This is a genomic window from Pseudorhodobacter aquimaris (genome assembly GCF_001202025.1).
In the GTDB taxonomy this organism is placed as follows: domain Bacteria; phylum Pseudomonadota; class Alphaproteobacteria; order Rhodobacterales; family Rhodobacteraceae; genus Pseudorhodobacter; species Pseudorhodobacter aquimaris.
On record NZ_LGHS01000016.1, the window covers coordinates 1 to 24,241 of the forward strand.

The 24,241-nt window shown below is 58.7% G+C and carries 24 protein-coding genes and 5 pseudogenes; 19 read left to right on the forward strand and 10 right to left on the reverse strand.

Annotation, left to right across the window (positions count from 1 at the left end; translation table 11 throughout):
- The 3 genes and pseudogenes from AKU94_RS02780 to AKU94_RS02790 form a co-directional block, all read right to left on the reverse strand.
- A partial coding sequence (locus AKU94_RS02780; protein ID WP_157056372.1) for a helix-turn-helix domain-containing protein occupies nucleotides 1-506 on the reverse strand: 506 nt, incomplete at its 3' end.
- A gap of 113 nt (nucleotides 507-619) precedes the next feature.
- Nucleotides 620-1,108 (reverse strand): annotated as a pseudogene (locus tag AKU94_RS02785) (recombinase family protein); the annotation flags it as partial.
- A gap of 58 nt (nucleotides 1,109-1,166) precedes the next feature.
- Complete coding sequence (locus tag AKU94_RS02790; RefSeq protein ID WP_050525834.1) at nucleotides 1,167-2,282, reverse strand: tyrosine-type recombinase/integrase; 1,116 nt, start codon at nucleotides 2,280-2,282, stop codon at nucleotides 1,167-1,169.
- Between the two features lie 156 nt (nucleotides 2,283-2,438).
- On the opposite strand from AKU94_RS02790, the gene AKU94_RS02795 reads away from it, so the two are divergent.
- The 3 genes from AKU94_RS02795 to AKU94_RS02805 all read left to right on the forward strand — a co-directional run bounded on the left by AKU94_RS02795 (nucleotide 2,439) and on the right by AKU94_RS02805 (nucleotide 4,678).
- Nucleotides 2,439-3,392 carry a DUF1403 family protein gene (locus AKU94_RS02795; protein WP_083444898.1) on the forward strand — a complete coding sequence of 318 codons (954 nt, stop codon included), beginning with the start codon at nucleotides 2,439-2,441 and terminating at the stop codon, nucleotides 3,390-3,392.
- Nucleotides 3,392-4,018: an SMC-Scp complex subunit ScpB gene (gene scpB, locus AKU94_RS02800; protein ID WP_050525835.1), complete on the forward strand. Its 627-nt coding sequence runs from the start codon at nucleotides 3,392-3,394 to the stop codon at nucleotides 4,016-4,018. The genes AKU94_RS02795 and scpB overlap by 1 nt, the downstream gene beginning before the upstream one ends.
- 153 nt (nucleotides 4,019-4,171) lie before the next feature.
- Nucleotides 4,172-4,678 carry an ATP-binding protein gene (locus tag AKU94_RS02805; protein WP_232295663.1) on the forward strand — a complete coding sequence of 169 codons (507 nt, stop codon included), beginning with the start codon at nucleotides 4,172-4,174 and terminating at the stop codon, nucleotides 4,676-4,678.
- Here AKU94_RS02805 and AKU94_RS02810 read toward each other — a convergent pair.
- Nucleotides 4,675-5,804 (reverse strand): IS3 family transposase gene (locus AKU94_RS02810; RefSeq protein ID WP_157056373.1). Its coding sequence is split into 2 segments (ribosomal slippage): nucleotides 4,675-5,570 and nucleotides 5,570-5,804, totalling 1,131 coding nucleotides; the frame shifts between segments, so codons are not numbered across the junction. The two genes, AKU94_RS02805 and AKU94_RS02810, sit on opposite strands and share 4 nt — an antisense overlap.
- Before the next feature lie 390 nt (nucleotides 5,805-6,194).
- Between AKU94_RS02810 and AKU94_RS02820 the strand changes: the two genes are divergently transcribed.
- Complete coding sequence (locus AKU94_RS02820) at nucleotides 6,195-6,878, forward strand: IS6 family transposase (RefSeq protein WP_050525838.1); 684 nt, start codon at nucleotides 6,195-6,197, stop codon at nucleotides 6,876-6,878.
- A 185-nt stretch (nucleotides 6,879-7,063) separates the two neighbouring features.
- On the opposite strand, the gene AKU94_RS02825 is transcribed toward AKU94_RS02820, so the two are convergent.
- Entirely contained in the window at nucleotides 7,064-8,260 is a 1,197-nt protein-coding gene (locus AKU94_RS02825) for an MFS transporter (protein ID WP_050525839.1), read from the reverse strand.
- Between the two features lie 33 nt (nucleotides 8,261-8,293).
- On the opposite strand from AKU94_RS02825, the gene AKU94_RS02830 reads away from it, so the two are divergent.
- The 10 genes from AKU94_RS02830 to AKU94_RS02875 all read left to right on the forward strand — a co-directional run bounded on the left by AKU94_RS02830 (nucleotide 8,294) and on the right by AKU94_RS02875 (nucleotide 16,612).
- Complete coding sequence (locus AKU94_RS02830; RefSeq protein WP_198144806.1) at nucleotides 8,294-8,677, forward strand: ArsR/SmtB family transcription factor; 384 nt, start codon at nucleotides 8,294-8,296, stop codon at nucleotides 8,675-8,677.
- A gap of 186 nt (nucleotides 8,678-8,863) precedes the next feature.
- Nucleotides 8,864-9,451, forward strand: a complete 588-nt coding sequence (locus AKU94_RS02835; RefSeq protein ID WP_009573561.1) for a TetR/AcrR family transcriptional regulator — start codon at nucleotides 8,864-8,866, stop codon at nucleotides 9,449-9,451.
- Between the two features lie 55 nt (nucleotides 9,452-9,506).
- Nucleotides 9,507-9,923 (forward strand): organic hydroperoxide resistance protein, encoded by a 417-nt coding sequence (locus AKU94_RS02840; protein WP_050525840.1) that lies wholly within the window; start codon nucleotides 9,507-9,509, stop codon nucleotides 9,921-9,923.
- A gap of 4 nt (nucleotides 9,924-9,927) precedes the next feature.
- Nucleotides 9,928-11,085, forward strand: a complete 1,158-nt coding sequence (locus tag AKU94_RS02845; RefSeq protein ID WP_050525841.1) for an iron-containing alcohol dehydrogenase — start codon at nucleotides 9,928-9,930, stop codon at nucleotides 11,083-11,085.
- Between the two features lie 12 nt (nucleotides 11,086-11,097).
- Nucleotides 11,098-12,135, forward strand: coding sequence for an NADP-dependent oxidoreductase (locus AKU94_RS02850; RefSeq protein WP_050525852.1), 1,038 nt, complete (start codon nucleotides 11,098-11,100; stop codon nucleotides 12,133-12,135).
- Between the two features lie 9 nt (nucleotides 12,136-12,144).
- Nucleotides 12,145-12,822, forward strand: a complete 678-nt coding sequence (locus AKU94_RS02855) for a type 1 glutamine amidotransferase domain-containing protein (RefSeq protein ID WP_050525842.1) — start codon at nucleotides 12,145-12,147, stop codon at nucleotides 12,820-12,822.
- Nucleotides 12,823-12,832: 10 nt separating this feature from the next.
- Nucleotides 12,833-13,765 (forward strand): glutathione S-transferase family protein, encoded by a 933-nt coding sequence (locus AKU94_RS02860; RefSeq protein WP_050525843.1) that lies wholly within the window; start codon nucleotides 12,833-12,835, stop codon nucleotides 13,763-13,765.
- A complete protein-coding gene (locus AKU94_RS02865; RefSeq protein WP_050525844.1) occupies nucleotides 13,762-14,325 on the forward strand; it encodes a hypothetical protein in 564 nt (187 codons plus the stop codon). The genes AKU94_RS02860 and AKU94_RS02865 overlap by 4 nt, the downstream gene beginning before the upstream one ends.
- Before the next feature lie 16 nt (nucleotides 14,326-14,341).
- On the forward strand, nucleotides 14,342-15,328 hold the full coding sequence (locus AKU94_RS02870; protein WP_050525845.1) for an aldo/keto reductase: 987 nt from the start codon (nucleotides 14,342-14,344) through the stop codon (nucleotides 15,326-15,328).
- Between the two features lie 189 nt (nucleotides 15,329-15,517).
- A complete protein-coding gene (locus AKU94_RS02875) occupies nucleotides 15,518-16,612 on the forward strand; it encodes an alkene reductase (RefSeq protein WP_050525846.1) in 1,095 nt (364 codons plus the stop codon).
- 468 nt (nucleotides 16,613-17,080) lie between these two features.
- Here the strand turns inward: AKU94_RS02875 and AKU94_RS02880 are convergent, their stop codons facing one another.
- A complete protein-coding gene (locus AKU94_RS02880; RefSeq protein WP_040182552.1) occupies nucleotides 17,081-18,442 on the reverse strand; it encodes an ISKra4 family transposase in 1,362 nt (453 codons plus the stop codon).
- A gap of 124 nt (nucleotides 18,443-18,566) precedes the next feature.
- On the opposite strand from AKU94_RS02880, the pseudogene tnpB reads away from it, so the two are divergent.
- Nucleotides 18,567-18,680: pseudogene (gene tnpB, locus AKU94_RS20785) on the forward strand (IS66 family insertion sequence element accessory protein TnpB); the annotation flags it as partial.
- A 242-nt stretch (nucleotides 18,681-18,922) separates the two neighbouring features.
- Here tnpB and AKU94_RS02890 read toward each other — a convergent pair.
- From AKU94_RS02890 to AKU94_RS02900, 3 genes are read right to left on the reverse strand one after another with little or no spacing between them, the layout of a single operon-like run.
- Nucleotides 18,923-19,213 carry an ArsR/SmtB family transcription factor gene (locus AKU94_RS02890; protein WP_050525847.1) on the reverse strand — a complete coding sequence of 97 codons (291 nt, stop codon included), beginning with the start codon at nucleotides 19,211-19,213 and terminating at the stop codon, nucleotides 18,923-18,925.
- A gap of 52 nt (nucleotides 19,214-19,265) precedes the next feature.
- On the reverse strand, nucleotides 19,266-20,498 hold the full coding sequence (locus AKU94_RS02895) for a sensor histidine kinase (protein ID WP_050525848.1): 1,233 nt from the start codon (nucleotides 20,496-20,498) through the stop codon (nucleotides 19,266-19,268).
- Nucleotides 20,495-21,148 (reverse strand): response regulator transcription factor, encoded by a 654-nt coding sequence (locus AKU94_RS02900; RefSeq protein WP_050525849.1) that lies wholly within the window; start codon nucleotides 21,146-21,148, stop codon nucleotides 20,495-20,497. The genes AKU94_RS02895 and AKU94_RS02900 overlap by 4 nt, the downstream gene beginning before the upstream one ends.
- 142 nt (nucleotides 21,149-21,290) lie before the next feature.
- Here AKU94_RS02900 and AKU94_RS02905 point away from each other — a divergent pair, with 142 nt between their 5' ends.
- The 3 genes and pseudogenes from AKU94_RS02905 to AKU94_RS19890 form a co-directional block, all read left to right on the forward strand.
- Nucleotides 21,291-22,940 (forward strand): phosphoethanolamine transferase, encoded by a 1,650-nt coding sequence (locus tag AKU94_RS02905; protein WP_198144807.1) that lies wholly within the window; start codon nucleotides 21,291-21,293, stop codon nucleotides 22,938-22,940.
- Nucleotides 22,940-23,329 (forward strand): diacylglycerol kinase, encoded by a 390-nt coding sequence (locus AKU94_RS02910; protein WP_050525850.1) that lies wholly within the window; start codon nucleotides 22,940-22,942, stop codon nucleotides 23,327-23,329. The genes AKU94_RS02905 and AKU94_RS02910 overlap by 1 nt, the downstream gene beginning before the upstream one ends.
- A gap of 221 nt (nucleotides 23,330-23,550) precedes the next feature.
- Nucleotides 23,551-23,697 (forward strand): annotated as a pseudogene (locus tag AKU94_RS19890) (IS110 family transposase); the annotation flags it as partial.
- Nucleotides 23,698-23,864: 167 nt separating this feature from the next.
- On the opposite strand, the pseudogene AKU94_RS18910 reads toward AKU94_RS19890, so the two are convergent.
- A pseudogene (locus tag AKU94_RS18910) lies at nucleotides 23,865-23,978 on the reverse strand (integrase core domain-containing protein); the annotation flags it as partial.
- A gap of 77 nt (nucleotides 23,979-24,055) precedes the next feature.
- Between AKU94_RS18910 and AKU94_RS02915 the strand changes: the two are divergent.
- Nucleotides 24,056-24,241, forward strand: a pseudogene (locus AKU94_RS02915) (ISKra4 family transposase); the annotation flags it as partial.

Here is a 24,241-nt window from a genome sequence, read left to right on the forward strand (position 1 = left end):
AGATAGGCCCGCACCAAGAAGGCGCGGCTGTGCGACAGCTTGATATGGGCGACCTGAAGCTTGATGCGCTCGCCGCCAACATAGGCCCAGTCCTCGCTCCAATCGAATTGAAACGCCTCGCCAGGCTGGAACACCAGCGGAACGAAGACCCCGCGGTCAGTCGTGTGATATGCGCGTTGCCGTTCACCCTTCCAGTCCCGCACAAAGGCCGCAACCCGCTCATATGAGCCATCAAAGCCAAGCTGCACCAGATCGGCATGCATCTGCTTGGCAGTCCGCCGCTCCTTGCGTGATTTGCGCTGCTCAGACAGCAACCAGGCTGTCAGCTTCTCAGCATACGGATCCAGCTTGCTCGGCCGGTCCGGTCTCTGAAACTCGGGCTCGACAATCCCAGCCCGCAGATACTTCTTGATCGTGTTGCGAGATACGCCTGTACGCCGCGCAATCTCGCGAATGGGCATCTTGTCTCGCAGCGCCCATTTCCGAATAACCCTCAAAAATCCCATGTCTACCACTCCAATAGCCCCCAGCTGAATCAAGCAGGGGCAAGGTTGCACATGGGTCAATTCTCAATGACAATTTCTGCTGTTGCCGGGTCAGTTCTCAGTGACAATCAACACATGTAGCCGTCCTGTCGCGCTAGCCGCACCTTGCGAAGAGCGGCAGGGTCTTTGGCCCGCAGTCCAGGGTTTCCGCCCACGCGGCCCTTTGTGCGCGCACTGGCGAGGCCGGCCTTGGTGCGCTCCCGGATCAGGGCGCGCTCGAACTCGGCCGCAGCGCCCAAGACCTGCAGCGTGAACTTGCCCTGCGGGGATCCAGTGTCGATCGGGTCCTGGATCGAGCGAAAGAACGCACCCCTAGCCTCCAGCCGCTCGATCACTTCCAGCAGATGCGACAGAGACCGCGCAAGCCGGTCGATCCTCACGACGACCAGCGTATCGCCACTCTGGATGCGTTCGAGCACACGCCCAAGCACCGGCCGCGCGCGATTGCCGCCTGAGGCGTGCTCTTCATGGATCTCGGCGCAACCCGCGGATTCCAGGGCCTGCGACTGGGGCAGGGGGGTTTGATCCTCGGTTGAAACGCGCGCGTAGCCTATCAATGGCATCAAAACAGGCCTTTTGCAGTTGCATATAGCGCCACTAAACGACCGAATGAGCGCGCGATCAGAGACCGGCAGCCTTGGTCAGGTTCACCCGGAACCGGTCGCGGCGCCGCTGGTAGCGGCGGGTCATCTCGGCGGAGGCGTGGCCGAGCTGCTTTTGGACATGGCGTTCATCGACCTCGGCCGAACTGGCGAGACCGGCGCGCAGGCTGTGGCCGGAGAAGAGGGCGAGGCGGTCTTTCTCGGGCAGGTCGGATCGGATGCCGGCATCCAGGACCGTGCGCTTGATCAGGCGCGCCACATGTTTGTCGTCCAGCCGCGTGTCAGATGCGCGTTTGCCATCGCGCGAGATTCCCACAAAGACCGGCCCGAAGTCGATCTTGGCAAAGTGCAGCCATTGCTCGAGCGCATGGACGGGGCAGGTCTGATCCTTGGAGCCGCGGCCAATCTCGACCTCACGCCAGCCGGTCTTGGCATTGAGAGTGAGCAGGGCACCATTGTCAAATATCTCGATCCAGCCGCCGGAATCCGGCGTGTCATCCTTGTGCACATCAAGACTGACGATTTCCGAGCGGCGAAGGCCTCCGGCGTAGCCCATCAGCAGGATCGCGCGATCCCGCAGCCCGCGTAGGTCGTAGGGCAGGGTGGCGACCATCGCGACGATGTCCGCAGCCAGGATCGCCTCCTTTTGCACAGGCGGTCGCGCGTGCTTCCGCTTGATCCCGGCGAGGACGGTCGCGATGTGGCGGTTCTTGCGATCGAGGGTGAAACCGCGCTGCGCGTAGTTCCATGCGAGACCGGACAGACGGCGGTCGATCGTGCTGACCGACAGGGGGCGGGACGCCAACTGCGACGGGGAGGGGCCTGACCCGGAGGCAAGATCAGCGAGGTAAAGGCCGATCACTTCGGATGAGGGGGGCAGGGGCTCCACCCCCCTCATCCGGCACCAGCGTGCGAAGTGCGTCCAGTCTTTCGCGTAGGCCTTCAGCGTGTTGTCTGAGGCAGCGGCGCGGGCGTAGTCGCGAGCGGTGTCGACCAGGCGATCGAGACTGCCGGAACCGGCGACATGAGCGGGCAGAGCGATGCCGTCGCTTTTCTCTTGATCGCTCTCGTCGACGTGAGCATCATCAAGTTCATCAGAGGGCGTTGACGTCGACTTCTCGGTCTCTGAGGGCATTTTCCACTGAATCCGGCGATGAAATCTGACTATTTCTGAGCGTAGCATTACATGTCCGATAATGCAAATTTATTGGACATAGGATTGAGCGACACGCTGCGGCGGTTAGAATAGTATTTTCTGGAGTTAAGCGCCGTGGTGAGATAAGATTGCGGCATGGCATTTACTCAACCAGCCCTTGCTGACGCTACAAATACACTACCCCGGATGCCGCCGTGGATCACCTCTGCGCGTCCGGAAACCCTTGAAGATGTGGCCTTTCGATCCGGGGCGGCGTTGACGGTGCTGGATGGGCTGGTCTCCGATCCGGGGCACGGGGTGCCGGTGAAGTTGTTGGCCAACCGATTGGCGCTGACGGCGGCAACGGCAACCTCGAAGCTGGAGGGGCGGCTGGCCAGAGAAGCTGATATTCGCGATGCCTACCACCTGACGCCGCCGGGCGACGCGCGGGGACCGGATGGCGATCTGCTGGCGTTCTGGCGCGGGAGTGTGCGATTGCAGCCAGGCGGGACGGGCGAGTTTGAAGACCTGATCGGCGCAAATCTTGCAGCGGAATTGAGCGGGTGGCTCGATATGGGGCAATCGCGTGCCCGGACCCATGGGCCGCTGGCGGGCTGCGCGACCATCCTGCGCGCCGTTCTCGACGCCGACGACCGCGCGGAACGGGTCGCCTGTCTGCTCTCGGACATCGCCTTGGCGCGCGGGCTGAACTGGAAAAACGTGCTGCCGGTCTCGTCGCAACGGCTTACGAAGACGGTTCTGCGCGATCTTGCGCTGAGCGGGGAGGGGGCCGAACTGGCGGTTCAGGTACGGATCCTCGAATCCATCGAAACTGTGATCGGGCTGGCGCGGGATCTGGCCCGTCGCGCGGAAGCACTTCGTGTCGTCGCGCCGAAGCTCCGGGCGAAGGGATCGGAGGCGGCTGTCGATTTGTTCCTGACCGAGGATGCGGTGGCACCCTCGACCATGCTGTCACCGATGATCAAAGGAACTGCGATACCGATGACCAACCGCGCGGCACGTCGGCTTTGCGATCGGCTGGTTGAGCTGGGCGTGGCGCGGGAGTTGACCGGGCGCTCAACCTTCCGGCTTTACGGGATCGCGCCGTGATGGCCCGAAAGAAGCCAAAGCAGGCCGATGAAGGCGAAAGCGATTTCGACCGGGAACTCGACGATCTGCCGCAGGAGTTGCGCTGGCGTGAATGGATGGGCCGGATCGAGGCGGTGCTCTTCGCCAGCGCGTCGCCGGTCAGCCGAGAAGACCTGGCCCGCGTGGTGGGTCAGGGGGCTTCGGTCGAGATGCTGATCGACGACATCCAGGCCGAGCTGATTGGTCGACCTTTTGAGTTGGCGCAAGTCGCCGGCGGTTGGATGTTCCGCACCAGGACGAAGTTCGCCGACGCGATCAAGGCCGCGACCAATCTGGGTGAGGAGACAATCGCCTTCACCGAGATGGAGATGGGCGTACTCTGTGCCATCGCCTATCACCAGCCGATCGACCGGGCGGGCCTGGCGGACATCTTTGGCAAGGAGGTCAGCCGTGATCTGCTGTCCCGGCTGCGGTTCAAGGACTTAATCGCCTCCGGACCACGGTCGCCGCGGCCGGGCGCGCCGCATACGTTTGTGACCACGGAGGCGTTTCTGGCGACATTTGACTTGCATAGCTTGCGGGATTTGCCCGAGCTGGAAATCGCCGTGGGCGAGACTGGTTCTGACGCCCCGATCTCAAGAGTTTGAGTGCGCTAGCTTCCTCGGGTTTCGGAGGACTAACGGCCAGGCTGGCTCGCGTGGACTTTAAGATGGTCGGCCGTCGGATTTCAATCGGTCGTATCTTGACTTTCAATTGGTCGGTCGCGTACTTTCAACTGGTCGAAAGGAATCGTCCCGCTAATGTACCCAAGGTTCGCCAGAGCAAGAATAGAGGAGGCGCTCTCCGACACGCGGGTAGTTCTCATCTCGGGGCCCCGGCAGTCCGGAAAGACGACCCTCGCCATGGACATCGCAGCCGACAAGACACCCTTCCTCACCCTAGACGATGCTACCGTGTTAGAAGCAGCGATCAATGATCCGGTCGGGTTCGTCCGCGGATTGGAGCGCGCAGTCATCGACGAGGTGCAGCGAGCGCCCGACCTCCTGCTTGCAATCAAGAACGTCGTGGACGACCACCAGTCTCCGGGAAGATTTCTCCTAACGGGGTCGGCCAACCTAATGACAATCCCGAAGGTCGCGGACTCTCTCGCCGGTCGCATGGAGGTCATCCGACTGTTTCCCCTGTCGCAGGCGGAGATCATCGACAGCAAATCGCAATTCATAGATCGCGCCTTCGCCGGTGAAAAACCCATCGCCAATCACGTGTGGTCTTGTCACGTATTTGTGCCGCCCCCAGTGCTCGTTTAGGCCACTTGGCGTTCGAAGGCCAAGGGACTTTTGCCTCCCAATGCTGAATGTCGACGGCGCGCGTTATAGAAGCCGTTGATGTATTGGAAGATGGCGGTTTCGGCCTGACGTCGGGTCTCCCACGTGCGGCGCCAAATCAGTTCGGCCTTGATCGTCTTGAAGAATGTCTCAACGGCGGCGTTATCGTAGCAATTGCCCTTGCCGCTCATCGACACCTTGAACCCATGCTCGCTCAGGACCTTCTGATAGTCGTGCGAACAGTATTGGCTGCCGCGATCGCTGTGGAAGATGCAGCCCCGAGGCGGGGATCGCAGGGCGATGGCCATCTTCAGCGCCCGGATCGCCAGATCGCGTTTCATGCGGTTGCTGACGGCCCACCCGATGACCCGCCTCGAATGCAGATCGAGGATGATAGCGAGATACAGCCAGCCCTCGCGGGTCCAGATATAGCTGATATCGCCCGCCCATTTCTGGTTGGGTCGATCCGCCGTGAAGTCACGGTCCAGCAGGTTCGGTGCGATGTTGAACGTATGGTCGCTGTCCGTGGTCGCCTTGAATTTGCGTGTTCTTTCAACAACGATCCCGTTCTCACGCATCAGGCGTCCGACGCGCCGGTGCCCCACATCGATGCCGACTTCCTTCAACTCCTCGGTCATTCTCGGCCGACCATAGCTGCCCAGGCTTAGGCGCGACTGCTCCTTGATATGGGCCAGAACCACCATGTCCATGTGCTGCCTGCGGCTAGCGGGACGGCTGCGGAAGGCACGCAACCCGCGGGGGCTGACATTCATCACCCGGCACAGCCGATCAACCGGGAAGGTGCCGCGCTGCTCTTCGACAAACCGAAACCTCACGGCTTTTGGCTCGCGAAGAACTGGGTGGCTTTTTTTAGGATGTCCCTCTCCTCCTTGAGGATGCGGATCTCGCGCCGAAGCCGTTCGTTCTCTCGTGCCAGCTCGCGATCCTCGGCCGAGACTACATCCGTGTCCCGGTGCGCGTTCACCCACTTGTTCAAGGTCGACAAGCCGACCCCCAGATCATCCGCAACCTGACGCCGCGAAAGCCCGCTGGTCAACGCGATCCGCACCGCGTCCTTGCGAAATTCATCCGTTCTGCCTGTGCCCATGGTTCATCTCCTTTGCTGCACATTACGTGATCAAAGGAGCGGCACCAAACCGCGACAAGACCACATGTTCGCGGCCCCGCTTTCATGCCTGTGGGGTCGCTCATGAATCTCGTCGAGGAACAATGCGTTGAGGAGCTCGCAGACCTGCTCTACAACTTTTTGCCGGGGAGCGGAAACTCCCGGACCGCATTCCCATTGGCGGCAGCACAAGTCCAATGCCAAGACCTGTGGACGGGCGGGAGCAAACGCCCCGCGATCGTCCAAATGTTATCATCAACCCTAGGTCAGCGGCGACACAAGTTTAGGGCTTTGTCGCAAAGATTGCGACCTTGCGATACCATCGTACCGAACCTATGTCGCGGCCCCGACGCAGCGAGTGAGCAGGTAGCGATGATCAATTTCAAGGGCGCTCAGTTTCCCAAAGACGTGATCCTGTTTGCGGTTTGGTTCTACGTGCGGTTCCCGGTATCTTATCGTGATCTTGAGGAAATCATGGAGGAGCGCGGCGTCAATGTCGATCACGCTACGCTGAACCGGTGGGTTGAAAGATACGCGCCTCTGATCGCGCAAGAAGCACAGAAACGGAAGACTCGGACTGGGCGTTCCTGGCGGATGGACGAGACGTATATCAAGGTGAAGGGCCGCTGGTGCTACCTGTATCGGGCGATCGACAAGCACGGCAAAACACTGGATTTCATGTTGTCGGAGGCCCGCAATGAGGCTGCAGCCACCACATTCTTCGCCCGAACGATCGGCAACAATGGCTGGCCGGATCGTGTCGTGATCGACAAGAGCGGCGCCAACGCCGCGGGGCTTGAGAATATGAACCTGCTGCTTCTCCTGAGCGGGTGGTGTTGGCTGATCGAGGTTCTGCAGGTCAAATATCTGAACAACATCATCGAGCAGGATCATCGTTTCATCAAGCGGATCACGCGGCAGATGAAGGGTTTCAAAGCCTTCGCCGCAGCGCAAGCCACGTTGGCGGGTATCGAGACCGCCCACATGATCCGCAAAGGGCAACTGAACGGCCAAGGCGGCACCGCTTTTGAGCAGTTCAAAGCGCTCGCGGGATAAGTGTGTCCAGGCCCAAGGTCCGCTCAAGCCAAATGGAAACTTTGCGACGGAACCCTTCATCAGGGCCAGCGGCATAAGGGCCGCGAAAACAGGCCGGACAAATGACCGCTACGCAAAAAGATCACGAACACAAAAGAAAACTCTTGCAAAACAGGGGCTGTCCACAAATGGCAAGCCCATCCCGGCTAGTCGGCTCGGCCGAATTTGCGCATCAGTCCTGCGAGAGCGGCCAGTGAGGCGATCAGGCTGCCATAACAGATCACAACGACTTTGATCCCGAACACCGGCACCAAAAGTCCGGCAATTACGACTGGCAAGCCGAATGCCAAGTAGCTGATACAGAATAGCGCGGCGAAAGTTTCTCCTCTGACATCCTCGGGCACCAGCGGAATAATCGAGCGGATGAAACCATAAAAGCAGGTACCGAAGCCCGCTCCAACGATAGCGAGCGCAATAAGGTAGAGCACTAGATTTTCGTATTGAATGCCAAACAAAGTGGCGAAGGTTCCCATTGATAGCGCTGCGGTGCCAAACAACATGACCTCACGCGAAGAGTAGTTGCGCGCAATGAAACAAGCCAGCGCACCAACCCCGGCCAGCAATGCGACCACGAAGCCCTGGACAATCACATTTTGAATACCAAAAACCTGTGAGATGATGAGTGCGCCAAGCGACAGATACAGCCCCCCTGTGGCCCAGCCCGCGAATAGCGCCGGAGCGCCACGCCAGAACGTGCCCCTGACTTCGATCGGGAGGCCAACGCGAGGCTTCAGCGCCTGCAACAAGCCTTCATGCCGTGGCGATGTTTCGGGCAAGCCCCATGTGGCCAGCGCCAACACCAGGCTGGCCATTGCAATCCCAGTGAATATAACAAATTTTGGCTCGGTAAGGTGCTCCATCGCGAAGCCGGATACCAAGGCCCCCAGGGCCAGCCCGACGAGGGGGATGACTGAATTACAGATCGCCGCGATGCCCTTGAATTCAGGGGGTTCAAGATCCGTAATCGCAGCCGACAGCGTAGACAAAAGAAGGCCGCATGCTACGCCCTGTACTACACGAGCCAATAACAACGCAGGCACAGAACCTGACAGTTCGAATCCGGCAGCGGAAACAGCGAGAAGCACGAACCCTATCGACAGAACAGGGCGCCGCCCGACATGATCCGAGATTGATCCGGCCACTAACAGTGTCGCAAGAAGGGCAATTGCGTAAATTGCGAATATCTCCGACACGACCAAAGACGAAAATCCGAGTTGCTGCTGCAGTAGCGGATAAAAGGGGGACGGCGCGCTCGCGCTCGCCATCATCAGAGCGCTCCCAGTAAGTACGATTGCGAAACCAGCGCGCTCTCTAGCCTTGGGTGACATCACAATCGTAGTCATTTTGGAATGCAGTCCTTCATAAGGGTTCGAAGTTTGTCGAACCTTTCTCTAGTTTCTTTCTACGGAAGGTTCAAGTATATTCGAACCATGAGTATCTTACCCGACACTGCCAGCCCCGATCTTGCGCACCCGCAGGAACAGGAGCTGCAACTGACGCAGGTCTTGTTCGCACTCAGCGATCCGGGCCGGTTGGACATCGTGCGTCAGCTCCGCGACGGCCCGGTCGAAATGGCAAACTGCAATTTAATGGACCCGGAAGTGGCGAAATCCACCAAGTCGCACCTGTTCAAAGTGTTGCGCGAAGCAGGTGTGATCCGGAATATCCCCAAGGGGCGAGGTCGCCTGCTTTCACTGCGAAGAGATGCGCTTGACCGTCGCTTTCCTGGTTTGCTGGAAGCAGTGCTGAACGCAAACTAAGGGCGTGCCGCATCGATTTGCGTATGCATTGCTTGTTTTTCTGTGCTGGATGTTAAAGCTGCTAACTGGTGTGCATGCTGGCTAGCGCCTTTCCCGTACCGTTTCTCAGCGCCGCTCACGGCCCTGTGAATAGAAAAAGCCACACCACCCCTAGACGACCGGTCTAATGAGGCTATATCGGGGGTCATGGAACAGAAAAACGACACACGCTCACAGATACTGACCACAGGACGACGCCTGACAGCCAAGCAGGGCTACACAGGTGTCGGTCTGAGTGCGCTGTTGAAAGAGGCCGGTGTTCCGAAAGGGTCGTTCTATCACTATTTCGCCTCCAAGGAAGCTTATGGCTGTGCGCTGTTGAACGATTTTATGACGGAGTATGGCACACGCCTGAACGCGTCGCTTGCGCATCCGGACATGGATGCACGGTCTCGGTTTCTGACCTATTTCGAAGAGTGGCGGAAAAAACAGATCAGCCCCAACCTCGAAGACCGGTGCTTGGTCGTCAAACTGTCCGCAGAGGTTGCTGACCTCTCGGAGAACATGAGCAATATCTTGCAGAAAAGTGTGTCCGAAATCGTCGCGCGCCTGACGGAGACCCTTGAACAGGGAACGGACGATGGCACGATCGCCGCGCTTGAAGACCCCCGCTCCACGGCAGAAATGATCTACCACATGTGGCTTGGAGCCAGCCTCGTCGCGAGCCTCTCGCACAGTGAAGCCCCGCTCAATTCCGCTATGAATGCCACAAAGGTGCTGGTTCCAGGAACATAACCCCAAAAATTTTGACACATCTATAGACGACCAGTCTATTCGCGAAAGGAAGCTCATGAAAATCTTCTACAAAACCACCGCAACGGCAACAGGGGGCCGCTCGGGAACCGCCGCCCTCAACGATGGCAGCTTTTCAGTCCAGATGGTTCGCCCGGACAGTGGCGAGACGGGGGTGAACCCCGAGCAGTTGTTCGCGCTTGGCTATGCGGCCTGTTTTGATAGCGCGATGGAAATGACCGCAAAACAACTCAAGCTTGATGCCAAAGCGGCATTAACGTCGGTTGAGGTGGGCATCGGCCAACGCGCCGAGGGCGGATACGGACTTGATCTCGACATTACCGCACATCTGCCGGGCATGACCCGCGAGGATGCTGAAAGACTTGTCGAAGCGACGCACCAGGTCTGCCCATACTCCAACGCCACACGCGGAAACGTTGACGTGCGCCTGCACATTGAAACTGAAGGAAACTGAACCCATGAATAATTTTGACTTTCGAAATCCGACACATATCCTGTTTGGCAAGGGCCGTATCGCGGACCTAAAGGATCAGGTTCCGGCTGACGCAAAGGTGCTGATCCTCTATGGTGGAGGCAGCGCGGAGAAAACAGGCGTCCTTGGTCAGGTGCGTGCGGCACTTGCGGGCCGGACCTTGGTCGAATTTGGCGGCATTGAGCCCAATCCGCGCTTCGCCACTGCGCTGAAAGCTGTCGAGGTGATTGGCCAAGAAGGGATCACCTTCCTGTTGGCTGTCGGCGGTGGTTCCGTTATTGACGCCACCAAATTTATCGCGGCGGCGGCCAAATATGATGGCGACGCCTGGGACATCCTGACATCTCGCGGGTCGGTCATCACGCAAGCGCTGCCCTTTGGCACCGTGTTGACCTTGCCCGCCACCGGTTCGGAGATGAACTCTGGCGCTGTGATCACCAATCCCGAGAAGGGCGCTAAGCTTCCGTTTGGTAGCCCACATTGCTACCCGGTTTTCTCGGTGCTGGACCCCGAGGTCACTTACACGCTGCCGCCCCGTCAAATCGCGAACGGCGTGGCCGACGCGTTTGTTCACATCATCGAACAATATCTGACCTATCCATCCGCCGCGCGCGTTCAGGACGGTTTTGCCGAAACCCTGCTACGCACCCTGATCGAGCTTGGGCCCAAAGCCCTTGAAACGCCGGAGGACTATGACGTTCGCGCCAACCTGATGTGGACGGCAACGCTGGCCCTGAATGGCCTGATCGGCGCAGGTGTCCCGCAGGACTGGGCAAGCCATATGATCGGACATGAGATTACCGCGCTCAATGACACCGACCACGCCCGCACACTGGCTGTCGTGTTGCCGTCACTGATGAACGACCAACGTGGCCCCAAACGCGAGAAACTGCTGCAATATGCTGCCAATGTTTGGGACATCCGCGAGGGATCTGATGATGCGCGGATTGATGCCGTGATCGAGGCAACACGCGGGTTCTTTGAACAGATGGGCATCAAAACCCGACTCGGCGATTACGCAATTGCTGCACCTGAAATTGATCGCATCGTCGCCGCCTTGAAGGATCACGGCATGACCGCCCTTGGCGAACAAAATGCCATCACCCCCGAGGATGCCCGCCGCATTCTTGAAACAGCCTTCTAGGAGATGATGACCATGACACAGACCGAAACAGTAAACCGCCAGCTTGTGCTGGCGGAACGCCCCAAAGGCGAACCGACCAAGGACACGCTTCGCTTGGTCGAAGGGGACGTCCCCTCCCCTGGTGCTGGGCAGATGCTTCTGCGCACCGAATATCTGTCGCTGGACCCTTATATGCGGGGGCGCATGAGCGATGCGCCATCTTACGCCGCGCCGGTGGAAATTGATGGCGTGATGGAGGGCGGCACAGTGGCTCAGGTCGTCACCTCAAAGGTTGATGGCTTTGCGCCGGGCGACTGGGTGCTCAGCTTCAATGGCTGGCAGGATTACGCGCTGTCGGATGGCACGCGGATCACCAATCTGGGCACCTCGCCTGCACACCCGTCTTGGGCGCTCGGTATCATGGGTATGCCCGGATTTACCGCTTGGGCGGGTCTGACGCAAATTGGCGCGCCAAAGCCGGGCGAAACCATCGCCGTGGCGGCCGCAACCGGCCCTGTCGGGGCCACTGTGGGCCAGATCGGCAAGATCCTTGGCTGCCGCGTGGTCGGCATCGCGGGCGGGCCAGAGAAATGCGCCTATGCGGTCAATGAGTTGGGTTTTGATGCCTGTATCGATCACAAGGCAGATGACTTTGCCGAACAGCTTGCAAAGGCCAGTCCCGATGGCATCGATGTCTATTTCGAAAATGTCGGCGGCAAAGTCCTCGACGGGGTCATCCCACTGTTGAATCCGAACGCAAGGGTGCCGGTCTGCGGATTGATCTCTCAGTATAATGCGACTGACTTGCCCGAAGGGCCGGACCGGATGAACTGGCTTATGGGTCAGATTCTGCGCAAAAAGATCAAGGTGCAGGGCTTCATCATCTTTGACGACTTCGGCCACCTCTACCCGGATTTTGCCAAAGATATGGGATCGTGGATCGACAGTGGCCAAATCAAATACCGCGAAGAGATCATCGACGGTTTGGAAAATGCGCCCGAAGCCTTCATTGGCCTGCTGAATGGCGAAAACTTTGGCAAGCGCGTGATCCGCGTCGGCGAGAAAAAATAGGAAAATAACATGAAAATTCTGATGGTACTGACATCCCACGACACACTCGGGGACACAGCCAAGAAAACCGGCTTCTGGCTGGAGGAGTTTGCGGCCCCCTATTACGTCTTCAAGGACGCCGGAGCAAACATTATACTGGCCTCGCCCAAAGGGGGACAGCCGCCGATTGATCCGTCCAGCGACAGCGCTGACGCACAGACCGACGACACCCGTCGGTTCAAAGACGATCCAGAGACGCAAAAGCATCTTGCGACGACGCTGAAGCTTTCGGATGTAACCGAAGACGGGTTCGACGCCATCTTCTATCCGGGCGGCCACGGCCCTTTGTGGGATCTGGCCGAAAGCGCGGACAGCAAACGCCTGATCGAGGCCTTCGCCGCCGCCGATTTGCCTGTCGGCGCAGTTTGCCACGCCCCAGCCGTGTTCCGCCACACCCAAGGTGCGGACGGCAAACCGCTGGTGTCTGGTCGCCGGGTGACGGGTTTTACCAACACCGAAGAAGAGGCCGTCGGCCTTACCGATGTTGTGCCGTTCTTGGTGGAAGACATGCTGAAGGCCAATGGTGGCCAGTATGAAAAAGGGACGGATTGGGCCAGTTTCGTGCTGCGTGACGGAAAACTGGTCACCGGCCAGAACCCCGCCTCATCCGCCGCCGCCGCGCAAGATATCCTCGGGCTGCTGAAGTAGGAGAAAAACGATGGTCGACCTGATCCTGCACCACTATGAAGCCTCTCCCTATTCCGAAAAAATCAGAACTTTGATGGGCTTCAAGGGGCTGTCATGGTCATCGGTCATCGTGCCTCCTATTGCGCCAAAGGCTGATCTGCTGGCCTTGACGGGTGGCTACAGGCGGGCCCCAGTGCTTCAGATCGGGGCGGATATCTACTGTGATTCCGCCCAGATCGCCGCCGAACTTGACCAGCGGTTTCCGGCGCGCGCCCTTGCCCCGAACACTGCGGGCACAGCAACCCCGCTGCTCGACAATTGGGCGGACCGCATTTTGTTCTGGCAAGTGGTTCGTTACAGCATGGGTCTGCGCGCTGATGCCGTTCCCCCAGCCCTGATCCATGACCGCGAGGCGTTTTGGGATCACAAGATTGATCTGGACGGCCTGAAAGCGGATGTCGGCTATCATCGCGGCCAAATTACAACAGGGCTTGGTTGGCTTGAGAACCTGCTGGGCGGTGCCGATTTCTTTGCCGGGGACACGCCCGCGCTGACTGATCTGGCACTCTATCATGTGGTTTGGTTTTTTGCCAAAGCTGACACAGCCGCCAGCGGCAGCGGTCTATCGCTGTTCCCGGCATTGTCGGCATGGATGGCGCGCATTGCGGAGTTCGGTCACGGCACACGAACCGAATTGGCGCCTGCTGAAGCGATCAACATCGCGCTTTCGGCGCCCCCCGCCCCCCTTCCAGAAACGGGAGCTGCACATCCCGCGATAGGCGCGCCGGTACAGGTTCTGGTCGATGAATTTGGCACGGAAGTCATCGACGGTACGCTGGCCCATATCGACGACACCCGCATCATTCTGCATCGGGACATGCCACAGGTGGGAACGGTTGCCGTGCATTTCCCGCGACACGGCTATCCGCTTCGTACAACTCTAATCCAAGGGAAAGACACATGAAAATACTAAGTCTGTGTGGTCGATTTAACGCCATACTGGTGACCGCTGCGGCCTTGCTTGCCGCATCATTCATTGCTCTCCCAATCCAGGCCGAAATCTCAGCCCAAGCCAATATTGAGATTGAGGCCACCTCGGATATGTTTGGCTGCATTTATGATTTCCCCAAAGTGCGCAACACCTTCCTGTTCCATTCCGACCCAGAAAAGCTCAAGGAAGCCATCCGTATTTTTACCGACCGCGTGCCTGATATCGAATACCCGGTCGGCACGGTGATGCAGCTTGTCCCGTTTGAAGCGATGATCAAACACTCGAGCGCAGACTACCCGGACAGCAATGGCTGGGAGTTTCTTGCCCTCGACGTGACGGCGGAGAGCACGACGATTACCAGCCGGGGCGACCACGCGGTCAACTTTGAGGGGCGTGAGTGCCTGAGCTGTCACGCCGCTGGCTTTGAGTACGATTTTGTTTGCGAGAAAGAGCACGGCTGCGAGCCACTGTCTATCGACGACGAAGAGATTGCTGCTTTTCAGGCCGCTGATCCTCGTTGCACACAACCCTAATTCAAGGAGAAAACACATGAAAACGCGTAATCTGGGTGGCGGACTGGGATCCGTATCAGCCATTGGGCTTGGCTGCATGGGCATGTCCGAATTCTACGGCCCGACCAACCGCGATCAATCCTATGAAACGCTCGACCGTGCGCTTGAATTGGGTGTCACGTTCTACGATACCGCCGATACCTACGGTATCGGCGCGAATGAAACCTTGTTGTCGGATTTCGTCCGGCAAAACCGGGACAACGTCACGCTGGCGACCAAGTTCGCAATCATCCGATCCGACGATCCAGCCGTACGACACATCGACAGCAGCCCGGCCTACATGAAACAGGCGGTCGAGGCGTCGCTGAAACGTCTGGGGATTGATCAGATCGACCTCTATTACGCGCATCGCCTTGATGGGGTGACCCCGATCGAGGACACGGTCGGAGCGATGGCCGATCTTATCAAAGAAGGTAAGATCAGGGGGATCGGGTTAAGCGAAATCTCCGCACAAACTTTGCGTCGGGCAAATGCGGTGCACCCGGTTGCGGCGGTTCAGACAGAGTATTCGCTGTGGTCGCGAGACCCAGAGGCAGAGATGCTGGCCACGTGCGCCGAATTGGGTACGGCTTTTGTACCCTACAGCCCGCTTGGGCGCGGCTTTCTGACCGGCAAGGTCACCACACTAAGCGACCTGGCTGATGATGATTTCCGGCACACCCAGCCGCGCTTTGCCGATAGAAATCTGGATCAGAATCTGAACTTGCTGGAGCAATACCGTGCCATCGCCGACAGCGCCGGATGCTCGCCTGCGCAACTGGCGCTCGCATGGGTCTTGGCCCAAGGCGATCATATTGTTCCGATCCCGGGCACCAAACGGCGCACCTATCTTGAAGACAATATTGGGGCCGCCGATGTCACACTAACCGAGGACATTCTCACCCGCCTCGACACCTTGTTCCCACGCGGCGCTGCCGCTGGCGACCGTTACACGGAACAAGGGATGCAGATGACCAATCTGTAGATCGGAAACCCTGCATTGCAAGCTCGATTGGCGGCGCAGCGCCTTTAACCTAAGCCCTGCGCCGCCGCCACAAATTCGCCCCCAAAACGACCGGATCGGGCGTTGGCCACATCCGACACGCCCAAAGCAACCGGCCCACCCCTTTGTCCCAAATTCACTCTCCTGCCAGCCAGGAGACTAGGAGTTACTATGTCAACCATCCCTGAAACTGACCTCTTTTCCCCCGTCGTTGTCGGACCTTATACGCTGTCAAACCGCATCGTAATGGCCCCCCTAACCCGCGCGCGGTCCCCCGAAAACATCGCCACCCCAATGATGCAGGAATATTACGCCCAACGCGCATCGGCAGGCCTGATCATCAGTGAAGGCGTGAACATTTCGCCGCAGGCCACAGGGTACGCCTTTACTCCCGGGATCTGGACCGACGAGCAAATCGAAAGCTGGCGCCCCGTCACGGCCGGTGTGCATGATAAGGGTGGCCGCATCTTTGCTCAGCTGTGGCATGTCGGCAGGGTGTCCCACCCGGATGTGCAGGCCGGTGGGATATTGCCTGTCGCTCCCTCCGCTGTTCGCCCTGAAGTGGATGCGTTCACTCCGGATGGAAAGAAACCAGCACTCACACCGCGGGCGCTGGCTCTGGAGGAGTTGCCGGAGATTGTCGCAGATTACGCGCAAGCGACGCGCAACGCTCTTGCTGCAGGGTTTGATGGCGTCGAGATTCACGCCGCGAACGGATACTTGCTAGATCAATTCATGCGTGACGGGGCCAACCAGCGTACCGATGACTATGGTGGGTCGGTCGAGAACCGTATTCGGCTGACACTTGAGGTCACGAAAGCTGTCGCGGCCATCTGCGATGGTGGCCGCACGGGGATTCGGATATCTCCGATCAGCACGGCCAATGGCCTTACGGACAGCAATCCTGAACCCGTGTTCACCGCACTTGTCGATCAGTTGAATGATATTGATCTGGCTTATCTCCACGTCGTGGAAGGTGTGACGGGCGGAGCACGAGCCGTCGAGGGTGGATTTGATCTGAATATCTTGCGGCAGCGTTTCAACGGGATCTACATCGCCAACAATGGCTATGACAGAGACCTTGCAATTGCGGCGCGCCGCAGTGACGCCGCCGATCTAATCGCCTTTGGTCGTCCCTATATTGCCAACCCGGACCTGGTGGCCCGGCTACAGCAGAACGCACCCCTCAACGCACTTGACGGCGCGACCGCATATGGCGGCGGGGCTGAGGGATACATCGATTACCCTGTTCTCCCACATGAGTGATCGCAGGGACGTACACTTACCAATCCAGGACTGGACAATGGCCGGTCCTGAAACCTCTGCCTCCCGTGAGAAGATCTTACAAAAACGGTTCTACCATGGCCTATGAAACACGAAATCCATACACTGGTACTCTTCTGGAAACTTTTCCAGATGCAACCGGCGCGGAAGTTCATCAAGCGATTGAAACGTAACCGTGCCATTGGCACCGCCTGCCTGAACTCGTGGCTTTGATCTAAGATACGTGTTTAGCGACATGGTGTGATTGCGGCGGTCGCCCTCCAGTGGCGAACGAGGTCCGGTATACTGGCCTCATGGGAAAACAAGCCGTGAGGAGAACGACCATGAAAAATTATGCCGGACTTGACGTGTCTCTTAAAGAAATTTCGATCTGTATTGTTGACCAAGTGTCGCGTAGCCCTTAATTGTGAGATGGGAAATTCAACGAAGGGAGTGGACAAAACATGGGGGTCATGCGGCGCGTTTTCTGTTTGCGACGGTCAGCCGACCATCGAGAACTGCGGCCCTTGTGACGGCTACTCGGTGAGCCCCTTTGGGCGACCACCGCATCCTTCTGCGCTTTCCCATGCGGGCATTGGCAATGTCATCGACTGATCCTTCGGCACGAGATGACGAGATGGGCAGCCCGTTACGGTACCGTCGGCCATAGTCGACAAGGGATTCCATGTTGTTCGCGAGATAGGTGTACAGTGTCCCGCATCGGGCCTGCACACGAGCGGCAGCGGTGCGGACAGCCAAAGGTTCTTCCGCAAGGCGGGTGCAATCGTGCATGAGCCCTTTCAGATAAGTTTCCGCGACCCGTGCTCTGCCATGCCACAGCCACCAGCGAAGGCTTTTCGCGGGGCGCTGGAACAGCACTGGAATTCCAGTGAATCCCGGTATCTGGACCAGACCCTGAACGGCGGCCTCGACATGTCGAATACGCATCGAGATGTGCCACCAGTCGAGGATATGCTTCACCTGGCCGTCGCCACCCATGGCATTCCGTATGAGGTTCGGGAGAGCAAGCTCGCCATCAGAGATTACCGTCAACAGACGGCCCGGCTTCCATCCAAAGTCTGACAGCTCTTCTCGCATCCGGCTGCCTGGCGATGCCGTCGCATTGGCGACCAAGCCAAATCGTCGGCACATATTGCGACTTTCAATCTTACCGACCACAAGATCCAGGTGTCGCTGCTGATACTCCGGTCGACAGCGGATATGCGCACCGTCCAGAAAAACCGTCAAACCCCCTTTGGGAAGTGCTTCAGCGGGATCGCCTGATGCCCTTCGACTTTTCTCGAGCCCCGCGGCTACTCTTCCCAACCGGTCACGCACCGTGGTGTGATGGGGCGGATGGCAGGGGAGGAAGCTTTTCATCAGCCGCGCGGCTTCGCGAAAGGAATGCCGGGACCCGAGTTCCGCATGGAGCCGCTGCAGCTCCGGGGTAGCCCGGTCAGGAAAGAAATAGGCCAGCGGAGAAATAGGTCCGCCGGGCATCGCCGCTGACCTGGCATCACACGAACAGCGGCGCAAGCGCGCGGCTTTGACCCGAACCCGCCCAAAGAGCGTGTCGAGATCGCGCGTGCGATAGTCATGAATGGCACGAACCGAGGCGCAATCCGGGCATACGCGGCTTTCTCGGATGATTTCCTCAACCTGATCGCAAAGAATTGCCCGCTGAATCTGTTCGACAACCCTCTTCCCATCCTCGAGGCGCAACCCGATCCCGTCTGGACAGGTCACCCGGTAGGGTCGTGAAATGCCGTCAAGCTGATGAGTGCGCTTCTCCCCGTTGTCGAAGGTAGTTTCGATTGTAATCCGTACGTCCATGGCAGCCCCACACGCAAAGAACTCACCTTAGCACGGGCCGCAACGACGAAGATGACCCCCATGTTTTGTCCACTCCCGGGACGATGAGGAGGGTCAGGAAACGGTCCGGGGGACCGTTTCCCCGACAAATGGCATGGTGCTGATCTACAAGGTGTTGGAGCAGGGCAACTTTGCTTGGCCGAAGGTGCAGGATGGAACGGTGCGGCTGTCACGGGCGCAGTTCGAGGCTTTGTTCTAAGGGTTGGATTGGCGACGTATGATGGCGCGGCGGGTCGCTCCACCTACTGCGGCGGGATGATTTAGGCACCTGTTTCGGCGTTGTTTTGCTGGTCACTGTAACCCTCAAGGTAAAGCCGAATGTCCCTGTCCTGTGCATCCAAGCCTAAAGCAGCAACCAGACAGCTCCGGCACCAGCGACACCACCATACCAGCGCCAATCAGAGTGCTTTTGTTCCGGCTTGAGGTCATGGGGTTCAGTGGTCATGCGGCGACCCTTTCCTGTTCAGTCTCAACTGTAAGTGCCATCTCGATCAGCTTTGCTACATTATGCGGCATATCGGGATTCAGCCTGTACCGTACCCATTGCGCATCGCGCCGGTCGGTCCCCAACCCCGCCTTTTTAAGAACCTGCATATGGCGCGACATCCGGCTTTGTGTCGCCCTCAACAGCTTCATCAACTCACAGACACAATGTTTGTCACCATCCGCAAGCAGGCGGATCGCATTAAGCCTTGTCGGCTCTGCCAAGGCAGAAAGAATCGATATGATCATAAGGGGGGATGAATGCGTTGATCGAAATCAACCCGACAGCAAAATCTTGCGCCTATTGCGCGCGATCAGCGAAGGTGACCGTTACAACCGCCTGCCCGCCAAAGATTTGTTTATCAACCTCCACTCCCATGACATTCACAAGCGCCGAGACGATGGACAACCCCAATCCCGTCCCCCCCGATTGCGCGCCCTTGCGAAAGGGTTCCTCAAGGAAACCCGGATTATCCGTCGGGTTTTCGACCCTTAGCTGCGCCCCCGGTCCAAGCCGGATACGAACGGTGCCAGTGCCATGCTCCACGGCGTTTTCAAGCAAATTGCGTAACAAAATCGCAAGCGCGTCAGGATCATGTGGCACGATCATCTGTTCATGATCGCCATCATCAAAATGAATGGGGCGGTCGGTGTTGCGCCCAACCTCCTCGATCACCAGCCGCAAGATCTGAACCAGATCGCTTGGCCCCGCCCCAAGGCCCAATCCGGCCTCGCTCCTCGACAATTGCAACAGACGCCCTAACCGGTGGGTCAGGCTTTTTAACTGCGGCACGGCTATTTTGGCATCGGGATCAGACGACAGTTCCAGCCGCGCGTAGATGCTGGCGATCGGGGTACGCAGCTCATGCGCCGCATTGGCGATGAACTGACGCTCTGCCAAACGCAGGGTTTCAATACGGGCGATATAGGCGTTCATTCCTGCAATCAGCGGCAGGGTTTCTTGCGACAGATCATCAAGCGGCACGGGTGACAGATCCTCGGGCTTGCGCGCAACGATTGTGGCGGCAAGGCGCTCTAGCGGGGCAAGGGCCTGCGCAAGGCTGCGCCGCAAGCCCCAGATCAACAGCGCAATCATTGGCAAGATCATAACCAACATGGAAGAGGCCGCCTCCCACAGCTCCTCTAGGCGCCAGGACAGATTGTGGCCGACCTCCACCACCCCGCCACCGGCAGTAAGCCGTAGAACCCGCCATCCGGCCGTATTATGAAGGCCATCCGTCTCCAGCACTGGCCATGGCGCGTCAGCCGTGCTTTGGCCGGTTCGGGTGACCCGCAACACCCGATTGCCGCTGGCATCGGTTAGCCCGATCACACGCGGGTTCGGTGGCCCCTCGGCGTCCTCCAGAAAAAGCGCCGTCGCCTCGGCGACCGTCCGCAACTCCTCATCAAGGATCTCGTTCATCTCATAGCGGATCGCAAATGTCGCAATCAAAACCGTCGCGGCCCAAGCCAGCAACACGAGGCCCAAGACATAGCGCGTCAACTGCCGCCGGATCGACCAAGTGCGCGTCATCGCAGCATATATCCCAAGCCCCGCCGTGTTTCGATCATCTGCGCCCCGAGTTTTTGCCGCAGCCGCGAGATATACACCTCGATCGCGTTCCCCTCAATCGTCGCATCATATGCATAAAGCGCGTCTTCCAGTGCGGCCTTGCCCAGAATGCGGCCGCGCGCGCCCAAAAGGGCATCAAACACCGCCCATTCACGCGATGTCAGCCGGATTTCCTTTTGCCCGCGCCACAGGCGGGCGGCGGCGCGGTCCACATCCACCTCCCCCAGTTGGATACGGGTCACGGGGCTGCCCTGCGCGCGGCGCGAATGGGCGCGGATCCGGGCGGCAAGTTCGCCCAGATCAAAGGGTTTGACGATATAATCATCCGCCCCAGCATCAAGCCCCGCGATGCGGTCGGTGATCTGGTCACGCGCGGTGGCTATGATGAACGGGGTCCGGTCCCCCGCCGCGCGCCGCCCCTTCAACACCTCCAAGCCGGAGCCGTCGGGCAAGCCAAGATCAAGGATAACGCAGGCATATTCTGTGACATCAAGGGCGGCATTCGCCTCAGCGGTGCTGCGGGCATGATCCACCGCATGCCCTTCCCGCCCCAAAAAGAGCAGCACGGCATCGGCCAGATCCTGTGTGTCCTCGACAAGAAGCAATCGCATGATCTTTCATAGCGGGCCTTCGCGCCGCGGTCACAAAAATCTGCAAACCGTGCGGGCGACTGTAAGGCTGGCGCAAGCTTGGGGGCGCAAAAGGCGCCAAGCCGGTGGTTTCAGACCGGCAGTCAATCATGCACAGGCCCAAATGCTTCCCAAATTCGCCCTCCGCTTTACCGGTATTATTTCCGCCCGTCCTGTGTTGTCACAGATTACGTTAAACGTCGTTATCGCAAGCTATGTGCTGGCGCTGCTGAACCTCGGCTTTTGGACGCGGCTTTTCGCTCAATTCCCGCAAGCGCCGATCAAGGCGGTGATCTTTGGCATCGGGGTCTGGGCGCTGACGGTGATGCTGCTGGAACTGCTTGGGCCGTCGCGCCTGCAAAAACCGGTTGCGGCGGTGCTGATCCTGATCGCGGCCAGCGCACAATATTACGAGCGCAGCTTTGGCGTGCTCATCGACCGTGAAATGGTCCGCAGCATCCTTGAGACAACGGTAACCGAATCGCGCCATCTGATCACTTGGCGCATGATCGGGACAATTTTGCTGACGGGGGGCGTGCCGGCCGCACTTGTGTTCTGGCCAAAGGTACGACGGGCGTCCGCCCTGCATCAGCTTTGGCGCTGGCCGCTGGGGGTGGCGCTTCCGGCTGTGGTCGTGCTGGCCGCAGTTTTCAGCCACTATAAGGATTACTCTGCCATGCTGCGCGAAAGGCATGACATGATGGGGGCCTATCAACCCGGCGCATCGCTGGTTGCCCTTACCAATTACCTGCGTGAGGAATGGAAAAGTGCTGATCCCACGGCCGCCCCTGTCGGTCAAGATGCCACGCCCGGCCCCTATCTTGCAGCTGCGCCCAAACCGGTCCTTTTGGTGATGGTCGTCGGCGAAACAGCGCGGGCGCAGAACTTTGGCCTGAATGGCTATGTGCGGAACACAACACCGCAACTGCGCGCGCGCGGCGTCATAAACTTTACGGATGCGCATTCTTGCGGCACCTCTACTGCTGTTTCGGTGCCTTGCATGTTCTCACCGCTCGGCAAGGCCGAATATTCCCGCGATGCCTTTTTGCGCCATGAGAACCTGCTGGATGTGCTGGCCCATGCGGGCGTCAAAACCGAGTGGTGGGACAATAACACCGGCGACCAGAACGTGGCCAAACGCGTGGGGTGGAACCGCGTTGACGCCGTCCTCGCGCCCAATGCCTGCCAGATCGAATGCACCGATGAAGCATTTTTGCCGGTAATCGCGAAGGTACTGGCGCAGATGCAGGAAAACACGGTGCTGATCCTGCATTCAATCGGCAGCCACGGCCCGTCTTATTATCTGCGCTATGACCCAAAGAACGCGCAGTTCCAGCCCGATTGTCGTAGCTCGCAGTTTTCCGACTGTACGGCCGAGGAAATCACCAATGCCTATGACAATTCCATTCTGGAAACCGACAGGGTTCTGGCGCGCGTCATCGACTTGCTTGCGGCCTCCGATCGTGTCCTGCCTGCCTTGGTCTATGTCTCGGACCATGGGGAATCGCTGGGCGAAAGCGGCCTTTACCTTCACGCCGCCCCCGCTTTCATGGCTCCGCCAGAGCAAACGCGCGTGCCCTTTCTGATGTGGCTTTCCCCTACGTTTGGTGACGCGATGGGCGTGCACGCTGCCTGCCTTCAGGGCAGAACCGATAAACCCGTCAGCCATGACAACCTATTCCACAGCGTGTTAGGCTTGATGAATATCGAAACCGGTGCCCGCAATCACGCCCTAGACCTGACGGCTGACTGCCCCGCAAAGGAAATGATCTGATGACTGCCTCCTTTTCGCCCAAGCCACAGCGCCCGACACCGCGCGCGGGGCTGCGACATATCCTTGACGCTGCGACATATTCGCGTGACGGGGCCCTGCGCCTGTGGCAAGAGACAGCCGCCCGGCTTGAATGCGGCACCGCCGTTCTGGCTGCGGTTTTGTTCTTGTTTCTCGGCGTATCCCTGCGGCAATGGTTGATCCTCACAGCGCTTTATCTGGCGTTGCTTATGGTTGAGGCGCTCAACACCGCCATCGAAGTTCTCACAAACGTCGTATCACCACATTGGTCAATAGAGGCCAAACACGCAAAGGACCTCGGCTCTTTGGCCGTGGGACTGATGCTTGCCATCATTGCAGGCTATGTGGCGGCGGTTCTTTTGGGGCTATAACCCCCACGCGGTCCCTCAGGCCAAGGCCGATCCCATCGCAAAATCGCAAACCAGCAAGATATCGCGCGCCGAACCTTTGTGTAGCGCGTCAGATAAGTCTGCTCAGTCGAAAATTGGTTCCCGCCCGTTGGCGTGCTTACGCTGAATGCGACGCCAGTTGGACTATTCGAACGCGTCCGAGAACTGTGGACAATATCGGCGACACAACCGCGAGTTCCTTTGCTTGGAAAGCGCAGTCACGCTTGACGACAAGATATCGCAGGCTCATTCAGCGAGGCAAGAAATCGACGGTTGTGACCATCGCCATTGCGCGTGAGATGGTAGCTTTTATGTGGGATATAGCCCGTGGAACGATGCCCGCGAGATAATCTCGGCATAACGTGTGGCCCATTCCTTGCCGACCGGGCATTTGACGCAAACTGGCTACGGGATGCGCCGACCGGCGCCGAGATCGAAGCGGCCATTCCGCCAAAATCCAACCGCCGGTTCCCAGCTGAGCCTTGGCGTGCCCCCATCGGGTGGTCCCGTTTAATTGTTAGTGAATTGTGGGCTTCTGGTCCATCGGAACGGTGCTTTCCGGCGCGGACGGGCGATAGCCCAGAGCGCTGTGCGGCCTTACGGTGTTGTAATGAACGCGCCATTGCTCAATGGGAGTGGACAAAACATGGGGGTCATCTTCGTCGTTGCGGCCCGTGCTAAGGTGAGTTCTTTGCGTGTGGGGCTGCCATGGACGTACGGATTACAATCGAAACTACCTTCGACAACGGGGAGAAGCGCACTCATCAGCTTGACGGCATTTCACGACCCTACCGGGTGACCTGTCCAGACGGGATCGGGTTGCGCCTCGAGGATGGGAAGAGGGTTGTCGAACAGATTCAGCGGGCAATTCTTTGCGATCAGGTTGAGGAAATA

Bases quoted from the DNA above. Each gene is read 5' to 3' on its own strand.
- AKU94_RS02790 (WP_050525834.1), bottom strand. From the start codon at position 2,282: ATGCCCTCAGAGACCGAGAAGTCGACGTCAACGCCCTCTGATGAACTT.
- AKU94_RS02910 (WP_050525850.1), top strand. From the start codon at position 22,940: ATGACTGCCTCCTTTTCGCCCAAGCCACAGCGCCCGACACCGCGCGCG.
- AKU94_RS02900 (WP_050525849.1), bottom strand. From the start codon at position 21,148: ATGCGATTGCTTCTTGTCGAGGACACACAGGATCTGGCCGATGCCGTG.
- AKU94_RS02820 (WP_050525838.1), top strand. From the start codon at position 6,195: ATGATCAATTTCAAGGGCGCTCAGTTTCCCAAAGACGTGATCCTGTTT.
- AKU94_RS02905 (WP_198144807.1), top strand. From the start codon at position 21,291: ATGCTTCCCAAATTCGCCCTCCGCTTTACCGGTATTATTTCCGCCCGT.
- AKU94_RS02850 (WP_050525852.1), top strand. From the start codon at position 11,098: ATGACACAGACCGAAACAGTAAACCGCCAGCTTGTGCTGGCGGAACGC.
- AKU94_RS02860 (WP_050525843.1), top strand. From the start codon at position 12,833: ATGGTCGACCTGATCCTGCACCACTATGAAGCCTCTCCCTATTCCGAA.
- AKU94_RS02845 (WP_050525841.1), top strand. From the start codon at position 9,928: ATGAATAATTTTGACTTTCGAAATCCGACACATATCCTGTTTGGCAAG.
- AKU94_RS02825 (WP_050525839.1), bottom strand. From the start codon at position 8,260: ATGACTACGATTGTGATGTCACCCAAGGCTAGAGAGCGCGCTGGTTTC.
- AKU94_RS02875 (WP_050525846.1), top strand. From the start codon at position 15,518: ATGTCAACCATCCCTGAAACTGACCTCTTTTCCCCCGTCGTTGTCGGA.
- AKU94_RS02895 (WP_050525848.1), bottom strand. From the start codon at position 20,498: ATGACGCGCACTTGGTCGATCCGGCGGCAGTTGACGCGCTATGTCTTG.
- AKU94_RS02870 (WP_050525845.1), top strand. From the start codon at position 14,342: ATGAAAACGCGTAATCTGGGTGGCGGACTGGGATCCGTATCAGCCATT.
- AKU94_RS02890 (WP_050525847.1), bottom strand. From the start codon at position 19,213: ATGATCATATCGATTCTTTCTGCCTTGGCAGAGCCGACAAGGCTTAAT.
- scpB (WP_050525835.1), top strand. From the start codon at position 3,392: ATGGCCCGAAAGAAGCCAAAGCAGGCCGATGAAGGCGAAAGCGATTTC.
- AKU94_RS02855 (WP_050525842.1), top strand. From the start codon at position 12,145: ATGAAAATTCTGATGGTACTGACATCCCACGACACACTCGGGGACACA.
- AKU94_RS02835 (WP_009573561.1), top strand. From the start codon at position 8,864: ATGGAACAGAAAAACGACACACGCTCACAGATACTGACCACAGGACGA.
- AKU94_RS02880 (WP_040182552.1), bottom strand. From the start codon at position 18,442: ATGGACGTACGGATTACAATCGAAACTACCTTCGACAACGGGGAGAAG.
- AKU94_RS02865 (WP_050525844.1), top strand. From the start codon at position 13,762: ATGAAAATACTAAGTCTGTGTGGTCGATTTAACGCCATACTGGTGACC.
- AKU94_RS02795 (WP_083444898.1), top strand. From the start codon at position 2,439: ATGGCATTTACTCAACCAGCCCTTGCTGACGCTACAAATACACTACCC.
- AKU94_RS02805 (WP_232295663.1), top strand. From the start codon at position 4,172: ATGTACCCAAGGTTCGCCAGAGCAAGAATAGAGGAGGCGCTCTCCGAC.
- AKU94_RS02840 (WP_050525840.1), top strand. From the start codon at position 9,507: ATGAAAATCTTCTACAAAACCACCGCAACGGCAACAGGGGGCCGCTCG.